This window comes from Blastococcus sp. CT_GayMR20, assembly GCF_004570345.1.
The window spans coordinates 1-16,321 of sequence record NZ_SPQM01000048.1 but is presented as its reverse complement, the minus strand read 5'-3'; the positions used below and the strand labels follow the sequence as shown (position 1 = coordinate 16,321).

Annotated in this window: 15 protein-coding genes; 7 read left to right on the top strand and 8 right to left on the bottom strand. The window is 72.8% G+C overall.

Going from position 1 to position 16,321, the window contains the following annotated elements:
• Nucleotides 1–350 precede the first annotated feature (350 nt).
• Nucleotides 351–2,663 carry an EAL domain-containing protein gene (locus E4P40_RS12940; protein WP_135158993.1) on the top strand — a complete coding sequence of 771 codons (2,313 nt, stop codon included), beginning with the start codon at nucleotides 351–353 and terminating at the stop codon, nucleotides 2,661–2,663.
• A 2-nt stretch (nucleotides 2,664–2,665) separates the two neighbouring features.
• Here the strand turns inward: E4P40_RS12940 and E4P40_RS12935 are convergent, their stop codons facing one another.
• The 5 genes from E4P40_RS12935 to E4P40_RS12915 form a co-directional block, all read right to left on the bottom strand.
• A complete protein-coding gene (locus tag E4P40_RS12935; protein ID WP_245160309.1) occupies nucleotides 2,666–3,199 on the bottom strand; it encodes a PaaI family thioesterase in 534 nt (177 codons plus the stop codon).
• Nucleotides 3,189–3,695, bottom strand: a complete 507-nt coding sequence (locus tag E4P40_RS12930) for a helix-turn-helix domain-containing protein (protein WP_135158992.1) — start codon at nucleotides 3,693–3,695, stop codon at nucleotides 3,189–3,191. The genes E4P40_RS12935 and E4P40_RS12930 overlap by 11 nt, the downstream gene beginning before the upstream one ends.
• 97 nt (nucleotides 3,696–3,792) lie before the next feature.
• Entirely contained in the window at nucleotides 3,793–4,608 is an 816-nt protein-coding gene (locus E4P40_RS12925; protein WP_245160308.1) for a succinate dehydrogenase/fumarate reductase iron-sulfur subunit, read from the bottom strand.
• Nucleotides 4,605–6,551, bottom strand: a complete 1,947-nt coding sequence (locus E4P40_RS12920) for a fumarate reductase/succinate dehydrogenase flavoprotein subunit (RefSeq protein ID WP_135158991.1) — start codon at nucleotides 6,549–6,551, stop codon at nucleotides 4,605–4,607. The genes E4P40_RS12925 and E4P40_RS12920 overlap by 4 nt, the downstream gene beginning before the upstream one ends.
• 13 nt (nucleotides 6,552–6,564) lie before the next feature.
• Nucleotides 6,565–7,266: a succinate dehydrogenase cytochrome b subunit gene (locus tag E4P40_RS12915; protein WP_245160307.1), complete on the bottom strand. Its 702-nt coding sequence runs from the start codon at nucleotides 7,264–7,266 to the stop codon at nucleotides 6,565–6,567.
• A 286-nt stretch (nucleotides 7,267–7,552) separates the two neighbouring features.
• On the opposite strand from E4P40_RS12915, the gene E4P40_RS12910 reads away from it, so the two are divergent.
• Nucleotides 7,553–8,161 carry a sulfite oxidase-like oxidoreductase gene (locus tag E4P40_RS12910; RefSeq protein ID WP_135158989.1) on the top strand — a complete coding sequence of 203 codons (609 nt, stop codon included), beginning with the start codon at nucleotides 7,553–7,555 and terminating at the stop codon, nucleotides 8,159–8,161.
• Nucleotides 8,154–8,900, top strand: coding sequence for an FAD-binding oxidoreductase (locus E4P40_RS12905; RefSeq protein ID WP_245160306.1), 747 nt, complete (start codon nucleotides 8,154–8,156; stop codon nucleotides 8,898–8,900). The genes E4P40_RS12910 and E4P40_RS12905 overlap by 8 nt, the downstream gene beginning before the upstream one ends.
• A gap of 36 nt (nucleotides 8,901–8,936) precedes the next feature.
• Here the strand turns inward: E4P40_RS12905 and E4P40_RS12900 are convergent, their stop codons facing one another.
• Nucleotides 8,937–10,265, bottom strand: coding sequence for a BtrH N-terminal domain-containing protein (locus tag E4P40_RS12900; RefSeq protein WP_135158988.1), 1,329 nt, complete (start codon nucleotides 10,263–10,265; stop codon nucleotides 8,937–8,939).
• Nucleotides 10,266–10,532: 267 nt separating this feature from the next.
• Here E4P40_RS12900 and E4P40_RS12895 point away from each other — a divergent pair, with 267 nt between their 5' ends.
• Nucleotides 10,533–11,177 (top strand): hypothetical protein, encoded by a 645-nt coding sequence (locus tag E4P40_RS12895; RefSeq protein WP_135158987.1) that lies wholly within the window; start codon nucleotides 10,533–10,535, stop codon nucleotides 11,175–11,177.
• Between the two features lie 52 nt (nucleotides 11,178–11,229).
• Here E4P40_RS12895 and E4P40_RS12890 read toward each other — a convergent pair whose 3' ends face one another.
• A complete protein-coding gene (locus tag E4P40_RS12890; RefSeq protein ID WP_135158986.1) occupies nucleotides 11,230–13,344 on the bottom strand; it encodes a catalase in 2,115 nt (704 codons plus the stop codon).
• 135 nt (nucleotides 13,345–13,479) lie between these two features.
• Here E4P40_RS12890 and E4P40_RS12885 point away from each other — a divergent pair, with 135 nt between their 5' ends.
• Entirely contained in the window at nucleotides 13,480–14,382 is a 903-nt protein-coding gene (locus tag E4P40_RS12885; RefSeq protein ID WP_135158985.1) for an ATP-binding cassette domain-containing protein, read from the top strand.
• Entirely contained in the window at nucleotides 14,379–15,128 is a 750-nt protein-coding gene (locus tag E4P40_RS12880) for an ABC transporter permease (RefSeq protein ID WP_135158984.1), read from the top strand. Before E4P40_RS12885 ends, E4P40_RS12880 begins: the two co-directional genes overlap by 4 nt.
• Here E4P40_RS12880 and E4P40_RS12875 read toward each other — a convergent pair.
• Nucleotides 15,125–15,670: a DUF1990 domain-containing protein gene (locus E4P40_RS12875; RefSeq protein WP_135158983.1), complete on the bottom strand. Its 546-nt coding sequence runs from the start codon at nucleotides 15,668–15,670 to the stop codon at nucleotides 15,125–15,127. The genes E4P40_RS12880 and E4P40_RS12875 overlap by 4 nt on opposite strands.
• Nucleotides 15,671–15,735: 65 nt before the next feature.
• Here E4P40_RS12875 and E4P40_RS12870 point away from each other — a divergent pair.
• Nucleotides 15,736–16,321, top strand: a 586-nt coding sequence (locus tag E4P40_RS12870; protein WP_135158982.1) for a HipA family kinase, incomplete at its 3' end; no start/stop codon positions are given.

Sequence of the window (16,321 nt, the reverse complement as noted above, 5' to 3'; positions counted from 1 at the left end):
GGGAGAGCGGTGCGCCCCTCCGGCGCTCCCTCCCGGGATCCTGGGACACCGCTGCGCCATCGCCTCCCGACTCGTGTGCCACGAGCCTGTTCTCGACGCGTCCGCCTCGGAACTTGAGGAATGCGTGTGCCGAGGTCGTGCGAACGGGGTCGGAGTCGTCCTGGGGCGAGCGCCGGCCGTAGGTCGCCGAGGGGCGGAGGTGACCCCCCGTCAGCCTTCCCCCCGCTCCGCGCCGCGGCCGCCGAACAGTCGACGACGGGCGACAGTGAGGGCTCACCCGAAGGGAGGCGGTCGGGACGATTCCGGGCCGGAATGCTGCAGGCGCGGACGGCTGCAGCCGATGAGCGCTCATGCAGATATTGCCGGCGAGCGCCGCGGGCCTCCGGGCCCGGGGGCGTGCAGTCGACCGCAGGCTGCGCACGGTGCGGATCCTCGCCGTCGTCTTCGGCGGCACGTGGGCCGTCGCCCTGCTGGCCGGCGCGCTGGGGGCGACCGGCGTCGGCGCCCTGCTCGCCGCCCAGGGGAAGCTCGTGTTCCTCGTCGGCGTCGCCCTGATGTTCGTCGTGCGCGGCGCGGGCGCGACCGAGGACCGGGGCGCGTGGTGGTGCTTCGCAGCCGCCGTCTCCTCCTATCTCGCCGGTGCGGTGGCCTACGAGGCGTACTACCGCTTCCTGCCCGTCGCGCCCCGCCCGTCGTGGTCCGACCTCGGCTACATGGGCTTCTACCCGCTCGCCTTCGCTGCCCTGTTCCTCATGGCGCGCACGCGGGTGCGGCGGCTCACGCTCGCCCTGTGGCTCGACTGCATCGTCACCGGACTGACCGCCGCGGCGTTCGCGGCGGCACTCGCTCTCGGTGCCCTGCTCCGCACCGCCGAAGGCAGTGTCGCGGTCGTCGTCACCAGCGTCGCCTATCCGGCCGCCGACCTCTTCCTGCTCGGCCTGCTGGCCGGCGCGCTCGTCGTCATCGGCCGGGGTGCGGGCGCCGGCTGGTGGTGGCTGACCGGCGGTATCGCGCTGTTCGTCGTCACCGACACCGTCTACGCCTTCCAGGTCGTCCACGGCACGTACACGGTGGGCGGTCCGCTCGACATGGCGTGGGGTGTCGCGTTCATCTGCCTGGGCCTCGCCGCCTGCCACCCCACGCGGGGCGGGACCGCGGTGCGAGCAGAGGGACACGTCGTCCTCCTCGTCCCGGCGGTGTGCGCGCTCGCCGCGGTGGGGCTGCTCTTCTCCGGCTACCTGTCCGGCGGCGACCCCGTCGCCGGTGGACTGGCCCTGTGCGCCGTGCTGGCCGCGCTGACCCGCACCGGCCTGACCTTCCGGGACGTGCGGGCGCTCGCCGACAGCCGGCGGCAGGCGCGCACCGACGAGCTCACCGGCCTGCCGAACCGCCGGTCGGTGTTCGAGGCGCTGGAACTGGCCGACGTCCGCCTCGCCGGCGGCGGGGACGTCGCCGTCCTGGTGCTGGACCTCGACCGCTTCAAGGAGATCAACGACTCCCTCGGCCACGCTGTCGGTGACGCCCTGCTCCGGCAGGTCGGCCCGCGCCTGGGCCGGGAGCTCCGCGCCGACGACCTGCTCGCGCGCCTCGGCGGCGACGAGTTCGTCGTCCTCGCCCGCGACCTGGACGACACCGGCGCGCTGGCGCTGGCCGGGCGGTTGCGGATCCAGCTGCAGCAGCCGTTCCGCATCGGCGGCATGGGCCTGACCATCGACGCGAGCGTCGGGGTGGCCCGTGGCCCCGAGCACTCCGCCTCCGCGGAGGAGCTGCTGCAGCTGGCCGACCTCGCCATGTACTCGGCGAAGGCGGCGCGCACCGGCGTGGCCGTCTACGACGACGAGCGCGACGGGCACGGCCGCCACCGGATCGAGGCGGTCGAGCAGCTGCGCAGCGGGATCGCCGCCGGCGAGCTCGTCCTGCACTACCAGCCGAAGATCGCCCTGGCGACGGGTGAGGTGGAGGGCGTCGAGGCCCTGGTGCGATGGCAGCACCCTGCGCGCGGCCTGCTGTTCCCCGACGCGTTCATCGACCTGGCGGAGTCCGCCGGGCTGATGAGCCGGCTGACCTCGACCGTCGTCGACATGGCGCTGGCCCAGTGCCGGCGGTGGGCCGACGCCGGCAGCCTGCTCACCGTCTCGGTCAACGTCAGCCCGTCCAACCTCGTGGACGAGGAGTTCCCCGACGAGGTCGCCGCCCTGCTGCGGCGCTACGACCTGCCCGCGTCGGTGCTGGTGCTCGAGGTGACCGAGAGCATCCTCATGGAGGACCGGGAGCGGGCGGTCCGCGTGCTGTCGCGGCTGCGCGACGCCGGGGTGGGTGTCTCCATCGACGACTACGGCACCGGCTACTCCAGCCTCGCCTACCTGGCCGCCCTGCCGGTCACCGAGCTCAAGCTCGACCGCGTGTTCATCGGCGCCATGACCGGCAGCTCACGGGCGGCCTCGATCGTGACGTCGACCCTGCAGCTGGCGCACGCACTCGACCTCGTCCTGGTCGCCGAGGGCGCCGAGGACCAGGCCACCGTCGACGCGCTGGCGACCCTGGGCTGCGACGTCGTCCAGGGCTACCACCTCAGCCGGCCCCTGCCGCCGGACCAGCTGTGGACCTGGCTCCAGGAGCGGCCGCTGGCCTGCCCGGTGCCGACCGCGGAGCTGCCCGCCTGACCTCAGGCGGCGGGGATCGGGAAGACCAGCAGCGAGCTCGACGCCGTCGCCACGCTCCGCCCCTTCGCGTCCAGCACCTCGCCCTCGGCGAAGGCCACCCGGCGGCCCGGCTTCACCACGCGTCCGATCGCCGTCAGCGGTCCGCTGCCGGCGTGCACCGCCCGGAGGTAGTTCACCTTCAGCTCGATCGACGTGTACGCGAAGCCCTGGGGCAGCGTCGTGTGGACGGCGCAGCCCGCGACGGTGTCCAGCAGGGTGCACACCAGCCCGCCGTGGACGACGCCGATCGGGTTGTAGACCGACTCGTCGAGGGTGCAGCCGAACTCCACCCGGCCCTCCTCGAGCCCCCGGATGTCGAACTGCATGAGCATCGCGATGGGCGGGGGTGGCAGGACGCCGTCCCGGATCGCCTCCATCGTCTCCAGGCCCGAGCGCTCCATCGCGCCTGCGGCGGTGATCAGCGGGTCGTGCCAGCTGACCGTCCTGGAGCTGGCCTCGCCCCAGCTCTCGGGGGCGGCCGCGGGCTCAGCGGTCACTGTCGTCCTCCTGGGCGGGCAGTCCGGAGAGCGCGCGCCCGGCCGCGGTGAGCACCCGCTCGACGCGGGAGGAGTTCACCGGCTCCCCGCAGGTGCGGCAGGTCCACTCGCCGTGCACCTCGTGGTCGCCGTCGTGGCCGGCGGAGTGGTGCAGGACGACGGGAGGCTCGTCGGTCACCCAGCGGTTGCCCCACTGGAGCAGCGCCTGGAGCACCGGCAGCAGACCGCGGCCGGCCGCTGTCAGGTGGTAGCCGGAGCGCGGGGGAGCGGTGCTGTACTGCCGCTTCTCGAGGACCCCGGCCGCGACGAGGGCGGTCAGCCGCGCGGACAGTCGGTCACGCGGGGCTCCGGTGCCCTTCGCGATCTCGCTGAACCGGTGGTTGCCGAGCGAGACCTCGCGGACCACGAGCAGGGCCCAGCGCTCGCCGACCAGTTCCAGGGAGGCCGCGATGGGGCACGGGCGACCCGGGAGTTCCTCGAGCGGAAACGGCTGCACGGCCTCAGGTTTGCATATCAAACCGACCGTGCGCCACCCCGGCCCCTGTCCGAGGCTCGCCCCCAGCGTGCCAGCGGTGAGGAGGCCGGGTCCTCCTTCAGCTCTTGGGCCGCGCCCCGGCGCGGAGGGCGCCCAGCAGGTCGTGGTTGAGCCGCGAGATCGTCTCCATGGAGATGCCCTTCGGGCACGCGTGCGAGCACTCGCCGATGTTGGTGCAGCCGCCGAAGCCCTCCCGGTCCTGCTGCGCCACCATGTTGACCACCCGGTCGTTGCGCTCCGGCTGCCCCTGGGGGAGCAGGCCGAGGTGAGTGACCTTCGCGGCGGTGAACAGCATCGATGACGCGTTCGGGCAGGCCGCGACGCAGGCGCCGCAGCCGATGCACGTCGCGGCGTCGAACGCGGCGTCGGAGTCCTTCTTCGGTACCGGCGTGGAGTGCGCCTCGGGCGCCGTCCCCGTCGGGACGGAGATGTAGCCGCCGGCCTGGATGATCCGGTCGAACGCGCGTCGGTCGACGGCGAGGTCCTTGATCACCGGGAACGGGCTGGCCCGCCACGGCTCGATGTCGATCTTGTCGCCGTCCTTGAACGACCGCATGTGCAGCTGGCACGTCGTCGTCTGCTGCGGGCCGTGCGCCTCGCCGTTGATCATCAGGCCGCACATGCCGCAGATGCCCTCGCGGCAGTCGTGGTCGAAGGCGACCGGGTCGTCGCCCTGCAGGATCAGCTGCTCGTTGAGGACGTCCAGCATCTCCAGGAACGACATGTCCGGGGAGATGTCGGTGACCTTGTAGGTCACCATCTTCCCCTTGACCGTCGGGTCCTTCTGACGCCAGATGCGCAGGGTGAGGTTCATGCCGCGCTTCTGGGTCTTGCCGTCGACGGACGAGTGGGGGCCGCCCTCGGTGATGGTCACTTGTAGCTCCGCTGGGCGAGGTGGACGTACTCGTACTCGAGGGCTTCCTTGTGCAGCACGGGGGGCTCGTTCTCCGGCGTCCACTCCCAGGCCGCCACGTAGGCGAAGTTCTCGTCGTCGCGCAGCGCCTCGCCCTCGGGGGTCTGGCTCTCGGCGCGGAAGTGCCCGCCGCAGCTCTCGTTGCGGTGCAGGGCGTCGACGCACATGAGCTCGGCGAGCTCGATGAAGTCGGCGACCCGGCCGGCGTGCTCCAGCGTCTGGTTGAACGAGTGCCAGTCGCCGGTGACCTTGAGGTTGGTCCAGAACTCCTGGCGGATCTCCGGGATCCGGTCCAGCGCCTTGCGCAGGCTCTCCTCGGACCGCTCCATGCCGCAGAGGTCCCACATCAGCTTGCCGAGCTCGCGGTGGAAGGAGGCGGGTGTGCGGGTGCCGTTGATGTTGAGCATCCGCTGCACCTGCGACTGGACGCCCTGCAGCGCCTCGACGGCGGCCGGGTGCTCGTCGGTGATCTTCTCGAACGGGGCGTCGGCCAGGTACTCGGTGATCGTGGCCGGCAGGACGAAGTAGCCGTCGGCCAGCCCCTGCATCAGCGCGCTGGCACCCAGCCGGTTGGCGCCGTGGTCGGAGAAGTTGGCCTCGCCGATCACGAACATGCCGGGGATCGTCGACTGGAGGTCGTAGTCCACCCACAGGCCGCCCATCGTGTAGTGCACGGCGGGGTAGATGCGCATCGGCACCGAGTACGGGTCCTCGCCCGTGATCTGGGCGTACATGTCGAAGAGGTTGCCGTACTTGGCCTCCACCGCGGGTCGGCCCAGCCGTTCGATGGCCTCGGCGAAGTCCAGGTAGACGCCGAGCCCGCCGGGGCCGACCCCACGGCCCTCGTCGCAGACGTTCTTGGCCGCCCGCGAGGCGATGTCGCGGGGGACCAGGTTGCCGAACGAGGGGTAGATCCGCTCGAGGTAGTAGTCGCGCTCGTCCTCGGGGATCTCCCGCGGGTCGCGGGTGTCGCCGCGCTCCTTGGGCACCCACACGCGGCCGTCGTTGCGCAGCGACTCACTCATCAGCGTGAGCTTGGACTGGTAGTCGCCCTTGACCGGGATGCAGGTCGGGTGGATCTGGGTGTAGCAGGGGTTGGCCATGTAGGCCCCCCGCTTGTGCGCCCGCCAGATCGCCGTCGCGTTGGAGCCCATGGCGTTGGTGGACAGGTAGAAGACGTTGCCGTACCCGCCGGTGGCGAGGACGACGGCGTCGGCGAAGTGGGTGCTGATCTCGCCGGTGACCAGGTCCCGCGCGACGATGCCGCGGGCCCGTCCGTCGACCACGATGAGGTCCAGCATCTCGGTCCGGGCGTGCTGCTCGACGTTGCCGGCCGCGATCTGCCGCTCCAGCGCCTGGTAGGCGCCGTAGAGCAGCTGCTGGCCCGTCTGGCCGCGGGCGTAGAAGGTGCGGGAGACCTGGGTGCCACCGAAGGAGCGGTTGTCGAGCAGGCCGCCGTACTCGCGGGCGAACGGCACGCCCTGGGCGACGCACTGGTCGATGATGTTGACGCTGACCTCGGCGAGACGGTGCACGTTGTTCTCGCGCGAGCGGAAGTCGCCGCCCTTGATCGTGTCGTAGAAGAGCCGGTGCACCGAGTCGCCGTCGTTGCGGTAGTTCTTGGCGGCGTTGATGCCGCCCTGCGCGGCGACGCTGTGCGCGCGGCGCGGGCTGTCCTGGTACCAGAACGACTTGACCCGGTAGCCGGCCTCGCCGAGCGTCGCGGCCGCCGAGCCGCCCGCCAGACCCGTGCCGACGACGATGATCGTCATCTTGCGGCGGTTGGCCGGGTTGACCAGGCGCCCGCGGAAGCGCCGCGTGCTCCAGCGCTCGCCGATCTCGACGTCCGTGGGGGCCTTGGTGTCGGCGATGGGCTCGCCGGTGGTGAAGAGTTCGAGAGGCATCGGAAGGAGCTCCTTAGTCCACGAGCCCGAAGAGGACGCTGAAGGGCACGATCAGGAAGCCGGCGATCAGCACCGTGGAGAAGACCAGGGCGAACGCGTTGACCGTCCGCTCCCGGCGCCGGTTGCTCTGACCGAGCGTCTGCGTGGCGCTCCAGATCCCGTGCCGGAGGTGCATGCCGAGCAGGATCAGGGCCAGCACGTAGAACGCGGTGATGAAGGGGTTCGAGAAGCTGGCCACCAGCCGGTCGTAGGGCGTGGTGTCGCCGCCGTCGGGGTTCACCGCCCCGACGGTCAGGTCGAGGATGTGCCAGACGATGAACAGCAGCACGATCACGCCGCCCCAGCGCATCGTCCGCGACGCGTAGCTCTGGGCGACGGACTTCTTGGTGACGTAGGCCTGGGGCCGGGCCCGCTTGGCCTGGCGCCACAGCGAGACGGCCGCCCAGAAGTGGGCGATGACGGCCACCAGCAGGACGATGCGGACGATCGTGAGCACGGTCTGGTGGGGGACGGCAGGTTCGCCGACGGTCCGGATCCACTCCGAGTAGCTGTTGAACGACTCGCGGCCCGCGAAGACCTTGAGGTTGCCGACGACGTGGGCGACCAGGTACAGCAGCATGACGATGCCGCTGACGGCCATGACGACCTTCTTGAAGACCGAGCTGGTCTTCGCTTCCTTCGGAGTCCTGCGCTGAGCCTGATCCGTCACCGTCACCACAGGCACAAAGCTAGATCCCTGTGCGGGTTGCGGCGAGGTAAACGCGGGGTGACTCAGCTCATGTAAGGGTGCCCTCACCGCCGGTGGCGCCGCCGCTCACCGGCGCGTCAGGCGATTGACGGCCCGCCCTCCGCGCGAGGAGCATCGCCCCCTTGCGACCCCCACCCCCCGCCGACGCGGTCCTCGACCGTGCGGCCATCCGTGCCCGCCGGTGGCCGGCGTCGGTGCCGGCCCGCCGGCCGCAGGGAGCGCTCGCCGCGACCGCGAGAGAGGACCGAGTTCCGTGACCCGACCCACCCGAGGGTTCCTCGGCCGCCGCAGCGAGCGGGACCCCCGTCTGCCTCCCGGGCAGTACGACGTCGGCTCCGGATGGCCCGTGCTGACCGCCGAGCCCACCCCGCGGATCGCCCCCGAGACGTGGAGCATCACCGTGGACGGGCGGGTCGAGACGCCCACCACGTGGACGTGGGACGAGGCGCACCGGCTGCCACGATCGGAGTACCGCGGCGACATCCACTGCGTGACCACCTGGTCGAAGTTCGACACGCAGTTCGCCGGGGTCAGCGTGGACACCCTCCTCGAGGCCGCCCGTCCCACGGCGGAGGCGCACTTCGTCATGGCGACGTCCAAGACCGGCTACACGACGAACCTGCCCCTGGAGCACGTGACCGGCGGCAAGGCCTGGGTCGTCTGGGAGTTCGACGGCAAGCCGCTGCCGATCGAGCACGGCGGTCCCGTGCGGCTGCTCGTCCCGCACCTCTACTTCTGGAAGAGCGCCAAGTGGGTGAGCAGGCTGACCCTGCTGGCGCGCGACCAGCCCGGCTTCTGGGAGCAGAACGGCTACCACGACCTCGGGGACCCCTGGCGGCAGCAGCGGTACCAGGGTGACTGAGCCACCGGACCCCGAGGTCCTGGGTGCCGGTGTCGTCGACGCACCCGCCGGCGGCTGGCGGACGGCGGACGTCTCGGGTGTGCGCAGACCGATCCCCCGCTCGGTGGAACTGCGCCTCGACGTGCACGACCGCATCGACCACCTGCCCGGGCAGCACTACGTCGTCCGGCTGACGGCGGAGGACGGCTACACGGCCCAGCGGTCCTACTCGGTGGCCTCGGCCCCCGGCGACCCGCTGGTCGAGCTGTTCGTCGAGCGGCTGGACGACGGCGAGGTGTCGACCTTCCTCGCGGACGTCGTCGAGCCCGGCGACGAGCTGGAGGTGCGCGGGCCCATCGGCGGCTGGTTCGTCTGGGACGGCGAGACGCCCGCGCTGCTCGTGGCCGGCGGGTACGGCGTCGTCCCCTTCATCGCGATGCTCCGGCACGCGAAGGCGCTGGGCCGCGAGGGCCTGCTGCGCATCGCCGTCTCCAGCCGGACGATGGCCGAGCTGCCCTACGCCGACGAGCTGCGGGAGGCCGGGGCGCTGATCGTGCTCACCCGGGAGGCCAACGGCATCCGGCCGGCCGGCCGGATGACCGCGGGCGAGCTCGTGCCCCTCTGGGAGCCGGGGCAGACCGCCTTCGTCTGCGGCTCGGCCTCCTTCGCCGAGTCGGCCAGCCGCATCCTCATCGACCTGGGCTTCCCGCCCGCCGACGTCCGGGTCGAGCGCTTCGGCCCCAGCGGCGCCCCGGCCTGACGCCGAACCGGAGGCTCGGCGCCGGCCCGAGGGTGCTCAGGCGCGCGCCGTTCGTGGACCGACGGCCGCCTCGGCCAGCGCCTCGCTCGCCTCCCGTTCCAGCGGCACGACGCGGGACGCGAGCTCGGCGATCGCGTCCAGCTGGGCGACGCGGTCGGCCTCGTCGATCTCGACGGCGGCCAGGAACGCCCGCGTCTCCTCCGCGACCGCGGCGAGCTCGGTGGAGACGGCGAGGCCACCGCCGAGCAGCAGCTCCAGCCGGCGCTCGACCAGATCCCGGTAGGGCGCCATCGGACCGGCCACGGCGGCCTCGGCGATCGCCGCCCACAACTCCCCGGCCTGCGCGTAGCGGTCGCCGGCGTCGCGGGCGGCGTCGCCGTCCTCGAGGAGGTCGGCCGCCTCGGCCAGGAAGTCCGCGTACAGCGGGCGCATGGCGCCGGGGGAGGAGTACTCCGTCGTCAGGCAGTCGTAGAGGCGGTGCATCGACGACGCGTGCGCGCCGGCGCTGTCGAACAGGCGCGACCAGCCGGTCTTCCGCCCCCGGTCGGCCACCGCGTCGGCCCACTTCGCCAGCCCGCGGAGGCCGAAGTTGCCGGCGAAGTTCTTCGCCGTCACGTCCTCGGTGAGGTCGTGGAGGGTGACCGCCAGGGACGCGCGGACGGCGCCGGCCAGCTCCACCGGAGCACCGCCGGGTTCGACCACCAGCATGCGGTGCCGGCTCGCCCGGGAGGCGGCGCGCGCTGCCGCGAGCAGCTCGGGCGGCACCGGGTTCGGCTCCAGACGCCCGTCGTCGAGCAGGAGGTGCTCGTCCCGACGTCCGACGACGGCGACGTCGTAGGGGTCGGCGGCCGAGAACGGGTCGAGGCGGTCCCCGTACCCGAGGGCGGACCGGACGACGGTGCAGATCGCCGGGCGCCCGGCGTCGAGGACGGCGTCCAGCTCCCGGCCGGCCTTCGCCGCACTCGTGGTCTCCGCCGCCCGGTGCCGGATCCCGGCCCGCTCCAGTGCGCCGGCGAGGAAGGGGCGCGGGTGGATGCGCGGCACGATCGTCATCGTCGGCACGTGGCCGGCGTAGGAGAACGAGAAGTACATGAAGCCGATGCCGCCGGCGAGGCCCGCGACCATCGGTTCGGTCAGGGGACGACCGTCGTGCGCTGCGGTGACCCCGGTGGCCTCCAGGACGTGCGCGAGGAGCGCGCTGTCGTGGTGCCGGCCACCGCCGAAGGTCCGGTAGCCGGGGACGACCCCCGGCAGGGGCGGCGGAGCGGTGTGGCCGGCGACGTGCCTCCGGGCTGTGGTGTACCGCTCGCCGGTGCGGGCCATCCGGGCGCGGACGGCCGCCTTCAGGTGCTTCTGGCTGGTCACGGGAACTCCTTCGGCGGCTGCGGGCCCCCGACCCCACGCGTCACCGGACCCCGCCGCACCGAAGAAGACGTCTCTGCCGGCCAGGAGCACCCCGAGGACCTGATCCCCTCTGCCCTCGCACGGCCGGTGGCGTGGGCAACCGGTCAGAGGGTGTGGCGTGGGGTTCGCCGCGCTCCGAGGGTACCGGAGCGCGCCGCGGACCGGTCCGGTTCATCGCCGTCCTCGCTACGCTCACTCCAGCGCGGAACCCGAGGCGGGAGACGGCTCATGGCCGATGACAGCGACCTCCGACGCGACCTGCTGTGGCGCATCGACGCGCGCCGGGCCTCGGTCCAGGCGTTCCTCCGCGAGCACCGGCCGCGCACCCGCCGCCGGGCGACGATCACCGTCGTGCTCAGTTCGCTGGCCGCGCTCTTCACGGCCGGTCCGGCCTTCGGCGGCGAGCCCTTCGCCGAGTCCGTCCAGAACACCTTCGGGCTGGTCAGCGACAGCTACGTCTGGCGGACCCTCTGCCTGCTCGCCCTGCTGGTCTCGGTCGGCGCCGCGGTGCTGACGAACCTGGGCAAGGCGCAGGACGACGTCGCCCGGTTGAGCAGCGCCGAGGCGGCGAACACCGAGTTGGAGGGCCTCGCCGGCCTCATGCACTTCGGCCACCTGTCCGTGGAGGACGGGGTCAAGCTCTACCAGCAGTACATCGTCAAGATCCCCTTCGTCGACGACGTCGCCGGTGCGGTGCCGGGCGCCCAGGCCGCGCCGTCGGCACAGTGGCAGGGGCAGTACGGCCCGCCGGCGCACGTGCAGTACGCGCCGCTCCCTCCCGCGCCCACCTACACGCCGCCACCGGCTGCGCCCGGTCACTACGCACCCCCGCCGCCGGGGCACGGCGGGCAACCGCCGCCGCCCGGTCGCTGAACCGCCGGGGCCGGGTCCGCGACGCCGGGCCCGGCCCCTCGTGCGGTATCGCTCAGGTCGTGGGCGGCACCAGCGACGCGTTCACCAGCGGGGTGCGGTCCCACGCCCGGTGCAGACCGAGCGCCGCCACCGTCGCCGCCGCGAGCTTGGCGCTCGCCTTCTTCCCGGTGAGCACGCCGGGCGCCTCGGGGTCGATCCCGGCGGTGCGCAGCACCTCGACGCCGTCCCCCCATGCGCCGACGGCCTTCAGGTGCCGGTAGGTCTCCTGCAGCATCACCAGCGCGCGGAAGTCGCCGTCCTTCGGTGCGCCGTCGGCGACGACGAGGGCGTCGAACTCGATCGACCGTCCCGTGGCGAAGGTCCGCTCGACGATCTCCACGTTCTTGCCCTTGACCAGTTGGCCGCCGTGCGGGGCGATGACCCGCAGCAGCGCGCCCTGTGCCTCCAGTGCGGTGCGCAGCGCGGCGATGCCGGCGAGGTCCGCGCCCGGTCCGGCGACGACGCCGACGATGCGTCCGGCGATGGGGAAGGGCGTGGGCCTGATCTGGCGCAGGGCCGGTGACTCGGCCCGGCGCTCGACGGGCTCGGGCGGGGGCACCGGCAGGCCGAGGCCCAGTGCCACCTGCGTGCACAGGTTCTCGTCCAGCCGGGCCAGGACGGTCAGCGCCCGCTCCTTGATGCCCTGCTCGTAGCACTTGCCGAGCTCGAAGGTGTAGGCGTCGATGATGTGCTGCTGCTCGACGCTGGTCAGGCTCGCGTAGAACATGGCCGGCTGGGAGTAGTGGTCGTCGAACGACGCGGGCGCGGAGCGGCCGACCTCTCCCTCGACGTGTCGCGGCACCGACACGTAGCCGCCCTCGGCCCAGTCCGACGGGAACGGGGCGCCGTCGTCGACGCTGTTCGGGGTGTACGGCGCCCGGCCCTCGTGGATGGCCTGCTGGTGGAAGCCGTCGCGGGTGTTGTCGTTCACCGGCGCGTGCGGCCGGTTGATCGGGATCTGGGTGAAGTTGGGTCCCGCGAGGCGGGTCAGCTGGGTGTCGAGGTAGGAGAAGTTCCGGCCCTGCAGCAGTGGGTCGTTGGTGCCCTCGATGCCGGGCACCAGGTGTCCGGTGTGGAAGGCGACCTGCTCGGTCTCGGCGAAGAAGTTCGTCGGGTTCCCGTCGAGCACCAGGGTCCCGATGATCTGCACCGGGGCGAGCTCCTCCGGGACGATCTTGGTGGGGTCGAGGAGGTCGATGCCCTCGAAGGTCTCCTCCGGGGTGTCCGGGAAGACCTGGATGCCGAGATCCCACTCGGGGAAGGCGCCGTTCTCGATGGCGTCGTAGAGGTCCCGCCGGTGGAAGTCGGGGTCGACGCCCGCCGCGATCTGCGCCTCCTCCCAGGTGAGGGAGTGCACACCGAGGCGCGGCTTCCAGTGGAACTTCACCAGGACGGTGTTCCGGTCGGCGTCCACCAGTCGGAAGGTGTGGACGCCGAAACCCTCCATCGTCCGGTAGCTGCGGGGGATGCCCCGGTCGCTCATGTTCCAGATCGTGTGGTGGGTCGCCTCGGTGTGGAGGGTGACGAAGTCCCAGAACGTGTCGTGCGCCGACTGGGCCTGCGGGATCTCGCGGTCGGGGTGCGGCTTGCCCGCGTGGATGATGTCGGGGAACTTGATCGCGTCCTGGATGAAGAAGACCGGGATGTTGTTGCCGACGAGGTCCCAGGTGCCCTCCTTCGTGTAGAACTTCGTCGCGAACCCGCGGGTGTCGCGGACCGTGTCGGCCGAGCCGCGTGAGCCCAGCACGGTGGAGAACCGCACGAAGACCGGGGTCTGGAGGCCCTTCTCCGCGAGGACGGCGGCCCGCGTGACCTTCGCGGCCTTCCCGTTGGCGGTGAAGACCCCGTGCGCACCGGCGCCGCGGGCGTGGACCACGCGCTCCGGGATGCGCTCGTGGTCGAAGTGCATGATCTTCTCGCGCAGGTGGAAGTCCTCGAGGAGGACGGGGCCGCGCGGACCCGCCTTGAGCGAGTGGTCGGTGTCGTCGATCCGTACGCCGTTCGGAGTGGTCAGCTTGTCGCCGGCCTGTGCCCGCGGATCACGCCCGTTCTTCGGGCCGTCGTACCCGACCCCCGTCGGGCTCACGGTCTTCGGGGCCGACTGGTCGGGCTGGCGCGCGGGGGGCATGAGGACTCCTGTCGAGGCGGAACCGGGGGATGCGTGGGCGCTACCCGAGACGGTTGCATCGGCAAACTGTCCGACCCGCCGGGCGACAGGCGCGCCTCTCGCCCACCTCCCGGTCGCTTGGCCATGCTGACCGCTGTGATCGAGCTCGACGGGCTGACGAAGGCCTACCGCGGCCGCCTCGCCGTCGACGACCTCACCGTCACCGTCGAACCCGGCCGCGTCACCGGCTTCCTGGGCCCCAACGGCTCGGGCAAGACCACGACGATGCGGTGCATCCTCGGGCTGACCCGCCCCACCGCCGGGACGGCGACCGTGCTCGGGCGGCACTACCGGCAGCTCGCCGCGCCGATGCGCCGGGTGGGCGCCCTGATCGACCCGCGCGCCCGGCACCCGGGCCGCACCGCGTACGCCCACCTGCTCGCCCTGGCGCAGAGCAACGCCCTGCCGAGGGCCCGGGTGGACGAGGTCGTCGGTCTGGTCGGCCTGGAGGCGGTCGCCGACGAGCGCGTGCGCGGCTTCTCCCTCGGCATGGCCCAGCGGCTCGGGATCGCCGCCGCACTCCTGGGCGACCCCGACGTCCTCCTGCTCGACGAGCCGGTCAACGGCCTCGACCCGGAGGGCATCCGCTGGATGCGGGAGCTGCTGCGCGACCTCGCCGACGAGGGCCGGACGGTGCTGGTCTCCAGCCACCTGATGAGCGAGATGGAGGACACCGCCGACCACCTCGTCGTCGTCGGCCGCGGCCGGCTGCTGGCCGACGTCGCCATGGCCGAGCTGCTCGGCCGGCACTCCGCCGTCCGGGTGCGCAGCCCGCAGGGACCGCTGCTGGCCGCCGCCCTGCGTCGGGCCGGTGGGCGCGTGGAGCTGGAGATCGACGGTGCGCTGCGGGTCGAGGGGCTCGACGTCGCCGAGGTGGGTGACGTGGCCTACGTCAGCGACGTCCGCCTGCACGAGCTGACGACGGTGACCGCGTCGCTGGAGGCGGCCTACCTGGCGCTGACCGGCGACGAGGTCGAGTACCGGGCGGCGGTCCGGTGAGCCGGGTGGTGCCGTTCGCGGCCGTGCTGCGCAGCGAGTGGACGAAGCTGCGCACCCTGCGGTCGACCTGGTGGTGCGTGGCCGTCTACGTGGTCGTCGTCCTCGCGCTGGGCTGGCTGGCCGCCGCGGTCACCGACTCCGCGCCGCGCGCCGACTTCGCCGTCGCGGCCGCGCTGACGGGGTTCGGCTTCGGCCAGCTCGTGCTCGTCGTCCTCGGTGTGCTGGTCGGGGCCACCGAGTTCACCTCCGGGACGGCGACCGTCTCCTTCACCGGCGTGCCGCGGCGCGCGCGGCTGCTGGTCGCCAAGACCACCGTGGTCGCGGTGCTCGCCGCCGTCCTCACCGCGGTGCTCGCCGCGGGCTGCCTCGTCGCGGCGCGGATGCAGACGGTCGTGCCGGGCGGCATCGACGTCACCGCTCCGCTGGTGCTGCGCCCGCTGGCGGTCCAGGTGGCCGGGGCGACGCTGGTCGTCGTGCTCGCGGTGGCGCTGGGTGCGGCGGTCCGGTCGACCGCCGGGGGCGTCGGCATCGCGCTGGCGCTGGTTCTGGTCGCGCCCCCGTTGCTCGCCGCGGACGGGCGGCGGATTCCCGAGCGGATCAGCGAGCTGCTGCCCGCGCTCCGCGTCGGCGAGGACGCCTTCCTCGCCGGCATCGACCGATGGACGATCGGGCTGGCGGTGGCCGGTGCGTGGGCGGTGGGCATGTGGCTGCTCAGCGCCGTCCTGCTGGAGCGGCGGGACGTCTAGCCCCGGGCGGCACGGCGGATCGCGGAGACGTAGCGGTCGGTGGCCAGGCGCTGCAGCACCAGGCTCAGCGGGCCGGCGAGCCGGGCAGCGGGCGACGCCAGCCGGAAGAACACCCGGATCTCGTAGACGACGTCGCCGCCGGGCTCGAGCCGTACGAGGAAGCACTCCTCGCCGCTCTCCGGATGACCCGGCAGCGTGCCGTAGGCGAAGCCACGCTCGTCGCCGTCGGTCCGCGCCCACACGACCCGGCAGGGGATGTCGTACCCGAACCGGGGGAGCCCCGCGGTGAGGACGACGACGGTGCCCGGCTCGGACGCCGGACCGGTGGCGCGCACCCGGAGACCCGCGCCCCGCTGCGCCCGCCAGTCGAGGACCGCGGCGGCGGCCCGCTCGAACGCCGCCCGTCCCGAGCCCACGACCGCCGACCGGTGCGCACTCCGGTAGCCGGGCGGCGCCTGCCCCGACCGGGCCGCGCCGACCGCTCCGTAGGTGAGTCGGGCATCGACGAGCCGGCCCGGATCCGCCGCCCTCAGGAACCCCATCAGCGCTCGGACACGGTGTCGGCCACGAGCTCAGTCTGCCCGCACGGGCTAGGTTGACCGGCACTGTGCTGACCGCCGTCATCGCCACCCGCTACGTCACCCCGCTGCGCGAAGGGGGCTCGCTGCCGGGGCTCATGGAGGCCGACGACCTCGGCACCTACGTCGTGAAGTGGCGGGCCGCGGGCCAGGGCGTGAAGGTGCTCGTCGCCGAGGTGGTGTGCGGCGAGCTCGCCCGTGCCCTGGACCTGCCGGTGCCGAGGCTGGTGACGGTGGACGTGGCACCCGAGCTCGCGGTGGGGGAGCCGGACGTCGAGGTGCAGGAGCTGCTGCAGCGCTCGGCCGGGCGCAACCTCGGCCTGGACTACCTGCCCGGGGCGCTGGACTTCGAGGCCGGCGCCGACGGCGTCGACCCCGGCCTGGCCGGACGCGTGCTGTGGTTCGACGCGCTCGTCGGCAACGTCGACCGCTCGTGGCGCAATCCCAACATGCTGTTCTGGCACGGCGGCCTGCAGCTGATCGACCACGGCGCCGCGCTGACCTTCCACCACAACTGGCCGGGTGCCCGTGCCGCGGTGGGCCGGCCCTACGACGCGTCCGCGCACGCCCTGATCGAGTGCGAGCCCGACGTGCCCGCGGCCGACGCCGCCCTCG